1 protein-coding gene is annotated in these 6,840 nt (G+C 45.1%); it reads left to right on the top strand.

Annotation, left to right across the window (positions count from 1 at the left end):
- The first annotated feature begins 285 nt into the window (after positions 1–285).
- A complete protein-coding gene (locus tag QUB70_RS31145) occupies positions 286–6,549 on the top strand; it encodes a DUF4347 domain-containing protein (RefSeq protein WP_332985615.1) in 6,264 nt (2,087 codons plus the stop codon).
- The last annotated feature ends 291 nt before the right edge of the window (positions 6,550–6,840 follow it).

The raw sequence follows: 6,840 nt of genomic DNA, 5'->3' as shown, positions 1-6,840 counted from the left end.
TTAATTAATCCGAAACATCTCAAAAACTGGTTTACTAATTGCTGCTACTGTACCTCATAACATCCGGAAGTGCTGTATTACATAGAAAAACCTACGGATCTTTACAATCATCTGTTGAAAGTCGAATATAATTGTGTGTAGCGATGAGTTAATAAAATTAATTGTGAGTGTTGACTTCCCGCGCACGAAAACGGGGACTAATTCTGACGATTCTTACTGCGTTCTTCGACGTGCAAACTGATTAGTGTTAACAATAAACAATAAAAATTAACAAGGCAATCTACCATGAACAAGCAAGTTATCTTTGTTGACTTTTCTGTACAAGACTATCAAAGCTTAATCTCAGGGATTGATGGCGCTGAAGTTGTGATTTTAAATGAAAATTTGAGCGGCATCGCACAAATTACCACCGCTTTAGCGAATCAAAAAGATATTGAAGCGCTGCATATCCTTTCTCACGGCAGCCCAGGCAGTTTACAACTCGGTGCTGAAGGCCTGAATGGTAATAATATAGAAAATTTTAGCACTCAGCTAAAACAGTGGGGAAATGCCTTAACTGAAAATGGTGATATCCTTTTATATGGCTGCGATGTGGCGGCAACAGATAGGGGATTAGAATTTATCCAAAACCTGCATCAATTAACTGGGGCAGATATTGCGGCATCGAATAACAAAACGGGGAATAAAGCATTAGGTGGAGACTGGGAATTAGAAGTAAAAATCGGGAATGTAGAAACCCAATCTCTGAAGGTTCCTAGTTATAGTTATACTTTAGCGCCAACGGGCACGGCAGATAACAAAGGTGTCCTCGGAGCACCAACTTCTACTCAGATCAATGTTTTAGCTAATGACACTGGAAGCGGAAGGCTGAACGTTGAAAGTATTGTTACCGGGCCTACCAATGGCACAGCAATTATTAATGACGGGATTTATGTCGGCGGCGATTTCACCACTGTCAACGGTACAACTCGCAACCGCATTGCCCGATTGAATAGCGACGGCAGCCTCGATACGAGTTTCAACCCTGGTACCGGGATGAATAACACTGTCAATGCAATTTCCCTAGACAGCAGTGGCAAACCTGTAGTCGGTGGCACTTTCACCAGCGTCAACGGCACAACTCTCAACCGCATTGCCCGATTGAATAGCGACGGCAGCCTCGATACCAGCTTTAACCCTGGTACCGGGTTCAACGGCACTGTCTACACAATCGCCGTAGATAGCAGCGACAAACCCTTAGTGGGTGGTGGTTTCACGACCGTCAACGGTACTGCTGGCAACTATATTGCCCGAATGAATACGGACGGCAGTCTGGATACCAGTTTCAACCCTGGTACCGGGATGAATAACACCGTCAAGGCGATAGCTGTAGACAGCAGTGGCAAACCTGTAGTCGGTGGCACTTTCACCAGCGTCAACGGCACAACTCGCAACTATATTGCCCGATTGAATACTAACGGCAGCCTAGATACCAGTTTCAACCCTGGTAGCGGGATGATTAGTGGTGTCCAAGCGATCGCCATAGACAGCAGTAACAAACCAGTAGTCGGTGGCTATTTCACCAATGTCAACGGCACAACTCGCAACCGCATTGCCCGAATGAATACGGACGGCAGTCTGGATACCAGTTTCAACCCTGGTACCGGGATGAATACCAGTGTCGATGCGATAGCCGTAGACAGCAGTGACAAACCTGTAGTCGGTGGCTTTTTCAGCACTGTCAACGGCACAACTCGCAACTATATTGCCCGATTGAATACTAACGGCAGCCTAGATACCAGTTTCAACCCTGGTAGCGGTATGGGTAACGTCGTCTTAGGAATCGCCGTAGATAGCAGCGGCAAACCCTTAGTGGGTGGTGCTTTCACGACCGTCAATGGCACAACTCGCAACCATATTGCCCGATTGAATACTGACGGCAGCCTAGATACAAGTTTTAACCCTAGTACCGGGATGAATAGCAACCTCAATGCGATCGCGATCGATCCTAAAAGAGACATCCTCTACACCCCCAACGCCAACTTCAACGGCATCGACACCTTCACCTACACTGCCAAAGACAGCAGCGGCATCAGCAGCGCCACCAACGTTACCGTCCTCGTCAACGATTCCCCCGTACTGGATAACAGCGGCACACCAACTCTCAACGCCCAAAACCAAAACGACAGCAACAGCACGGGTACTTTAATCTCCACCATCATCGCCAACCTCGGTGGCACACAGATCGCCGATCCAAACGCCAGCGCGTCCCAAGGCATCGCCATCACCGCATTAGACACCGCTAATGGCACTTGGCAATACACCACCGATGGCACAACCTGGAATAATGCCCCAGCCGTTTCTGCTACCAACGCCTTACTCTTAGCCAGTGATGCCAATACCAAAATCCGATTTGTTCCCAATCCAACTTATAACGGCACTCTCGCCAACGCCATAACCTTTGCCGCTTGGGATCGAATTACTGGCACAAATGGCGGTGTAGCAGACTACACCACAGATCGAACCAATAACACCACATCCAGCGTTTTCAGTAGCGCCACCGAAACCGCCAACATCACTATTGACCCCTTACCCGCTCCCACCATTACCAACGTCAGCGCCACCACCGCAGACGGCACTTACGGCATCGGCACAAACATCGACATCAGCGTTCAATTCTCTGAAATCGTTAACGTCACAGGTACGCCGCAACTTAGCTTATCAGGTGTAACTCCTGTCGCCAATTACGTCTCAGGCAGCGGCAGCAATACCTTAACATTCCAGTACGCAGTTGCAGCAGGTGATAACAGCCCTGACTTAGACTATCTTTCCACAACTGCCTTATCTTTAAGCGGCGGTACTATTAAGAGTGCGACCAATGGTGATGCTACTTTAACCTTACCCACTCCCGGCGCGGCCAATTCTTTAGGCGCAAATAAAGCATTAGTAATTGACACCACTGCACCTACTGTCACCATCAATCAAGCAGTATCGCAAACCGATCCGGCATCAACTTCACCTATCAACTTTACCGTCACATTTAGCGAACCAGTCACAGGTTTTGATGCCAGCGATATTGACTTAACTACCAGTACAGCAACGGGAACATTAACACCAACTATCACAGGCAGCGGCCCTGTTTACAACGTCGCAGTTAATGGCATGACAGGTAACGGCAATGTCATTGCTAGTATTAAAGCTAACGGCATTACCGATCTAGCAAGTAATAACAATACTGCCAGTACAAGTACAGACAATAGCGTTAGTTACGATCCGACAATTCCCACAGTTACATCTATTAACCGCCTCGGTACATCTCCCACTACTGCGGCAACAGCTACCTACGAAATTAACTTCTCTCAAGATGTTACAGGCGTTGATGTTTCTGACTTTAGTTTAGCAACAACTGGCGTAACTGGTGCATCCATTGGCACTTTAACTCCTGTGGATGCTAAGACTTACCAACTGGAAGTTAACACAGGTACGGGTAGCGGGACAATTGGGTTAAATTTAGTTGATGATGACAGCATTACAAATAGTTTGGCAGTAGCATTAGGCGGCGCAAATCCTGGCAATGGTAATTTGACAGGACAAGTTTACGATATTGACAAAACTCCGCCAACTGGCAGTTTTAATGCTATTGCTGATGTGACGACAGCGGGAGGAACCAGTCAAAGTTTGACTGTGACTTTTAGCGATACTAATGTTGTCGATGTTTCAAGTTTGGACAGTTCGGATGTTTTGATAAATTGGTCTGGCGGCGATATTGCTACACAATTTCTCAGTGTCGATACTAATAGTAATGGTACGCCTCGGACAGCGACTTATTCCTTTACTCCTCCCGGTGGAAGTTGGGATGATACTGATAATGGAACTTACACTGTTAAGTTGCAATCCAGTCAGGTTAAAGATAGTGTTGACAATCTTGCTGTTGCTGCGAGTTTAGGAACTTTTAACGTTAATATTGCGGTTCCGGTTCCGACTCCAATTCCTACGGAAACACCAACTCCGACTCCAATTCCTACGGAAACACCAACTCCGACTCCAATTCCTACGGAAACACCAACTCCGACTCCAATTCCTACGGCTACGCCAACTCCAACTCCAATTCCTACGGCTACGCCAACTCCAACTCCAATTCCTACGGCTACGCCAACTCCAACTCCAATTCCTACGGCTACGCCAACTCCAACTCCAATTCCTACAGCTACGCCAACTCCAACTCCAATTCCTACAGCTACGCCAACTCCAACTCCAATTCCTACAGCTACGCCAACTCCAACTCCATTGGTAACGCCAACGCCATCGGTAACACCAACTCCGATACCAATTCCAACTCCATCAATAACGCCAACTCCATCAATAACACCAACGCCAACTATTAATAACCAAGCGCCAATCGTCAATAATCCAATATGGGATCAAAGTCGCGCTACTGGATTTTCTACCAATACCGCTTTTGTCTTTGCTGCTGACACATTTACCGATCCAGATCCGGGCGATACTATTATCTATACAGTCACCGCCTTAGATAATAATTCTGTCACCGAAGGACAAGATTATTTTTGGACGCAAGGCGCAAATGGGGGTCAGTACAAGCGGAAAATAGAAAATGCTTCCGTAACTACTATTCCGGGAATATTTAACGGGCCTAATGCTTCCCTAAAATTTGACCCGACTACCCGCACTCTCAGTCAAGTACCAGGAAAAAATTTATCTTTACCCCAATGGGTTGAAGTTAAAGCTACTGATAATTCTGGTAAGAGTGTTAGTGAATTGTTGTATTTGGTAGACTGGAACAGCGGAGGTTTTGTCATTGATGACTATATTTCTGGTGCTAATGTCTTCTTGGATGCTAACAAAAATGGTGTCATCGATCCGAACGAACCCAAAGGGATAACTGACAGTCAAGGTGCATTTGGTTTTGATATAGATTATAGCACTTTTGACACTAATAATAATGGGAAACTCGATCCTAGTGAAGGTAATTTAGCGGCTTTTGGTGGTATCGACATCGGTACGGGTTTACCCCTAGAAACTCCTCTGAAAGCAACACCAGATTCACAAGTAATTACTTTACTGACTACCATCGTAGCTGAATTAGCCGATCGCGGTTTAACCGTTGATGAAGCTAATGCCGAAGTTACTAGCGCTTTTGGCATTCCTAGCGATATCGCCATTAATTATGTCGATCCGATTGCTGCGGCTAAAGCTAAGTACCCAGGTGCGACATCGCTATTAAGCGCGATGATTCAAGCACAAAACTCGATTACTCAAGTTGCGGGATTAATTGAAGGCGCAAGCAGTCTGACTGTGGGTGATGCTGTTGGGGAAATAGTTGGCGCGATCGCAGATGTCGTCCAAACGGGAGTATCCTTAGATTTAACCCAACCTGACCAAGTGACGGCGTTAATAACCAAGGTAGCAGATCGGGTGAAGGCGATCGCACCTAATTTTAACGCCCAAGAGGTATCAGCGGCGGCACCAGCACTAGCGCAGGTAATAGCAGCAGTTAATCAGCGAGTTGTGGATGCGATCGCAACTAATACTGATACCACAGAATTGCAAAAACAAATAGCATTAGTCCAAAAAGTTGCTTTAGGTGCAACAACTCAAGACTTTAAGGATTTTGGTGCCGGTCAAAAACCCCTTGACGATTTAGTTACAGAAAATACGGGTACAGCATTAGATGGACAAATTTTTAATGTTGCTAATCCCTCAGTAATACTAACACCAACACCGACACCAATAGCAACTTCAACACCAACACCTGTAGCAACTTCAACACCAACACCAACGCCAACAACTGTAGCATTAATACCCATAGAAACAACACCAACATCAACACCAATATCAACAAATGTAACAATAGATATCGCTATACCCAAACCATCGGTATCAATTAACAATCCATCGGGTTTACCAGAAAATACTCTATTAGGTGATGTTTACTTACTCACAGATGGCATAGATACTAGCATCCCATCAACAGTATTAGATTTAAGCATCTTTGCTCTTTCTGGTAGCGACTTCTTAACAGGTTCAGAATTACCAAATACCTATTTTGGGAATCAAGGAGAAGATAATTTAGTAGGTAAAGGTGGCGACGATCTACTATTTGGTGGGAAAGGTTCCGACTCCCTAGATGGCGGTATTGATAACGATTTCGTGAGTGGGAATAATGGCAATGATAGTCTCACTGGTGGCGATGGTAATGATACTCTGCGCGGTGGTAAGCAAGATGATATCTTATCAGGCGGCGCGGGTAACGATATTCTCAATGGCGATGCTGGTTTTGATGTACTTACAGGAGGTGAAGGTAATGATACATTTGTCTTAGAAGATATTGCCAATAATCCCGGTCAAGCTGATGTGATTACTGACTTCACTTCTGATGATAAAATTCAGTTGATTGGTGCTATTTTCAGCGAACTAACCTTTGAGTCAGTTAATGCGGTTTTAGATGGGGCGAATGCTGTAGTATCAACGGCAATTAAATCGGGAAATGATTACTTAGGAGTGGTTTATAATGTGAATCCAACTGCTCTTAGTAGTAGTTCTTTCTTCTAAGATTACTGATTGACCCAAACTGCATAGGTGCGCTCGTTTCAGAAATATTGTCATTTAAGTAGCCAGATACAGCACTTCCGGGTGTTATGAGGTACAATAAGAATAGATTGAAAAAATACACCAATGAAAGCATATTCAGTAGATTTGCTTTCCAAAAATAGTAGCAGCCAATCAAGATCGGAAGCTGTCGATCGGAAAAACAGCAGCGATACTTTCCGTCAGTAAAAGCTTAGTTCAAAAACTGGTCAAGCAACAAAAAACAGAGGGAAATTTACAGCCGAAACCCAGGGG

Source organism: Microcoleus sp. A003_D6, from assembly GCF_036702825.1.
Taxonomy (GTDB): domain Bacteria; phylum Cyanobacteriota; class Cyanobacteriia; order Cyanobacteriales; family Microcoleaceae; genus Microcoleus.
This window is presented reverse-complemented; position numbering and strand designations above follow the sequence as displayed.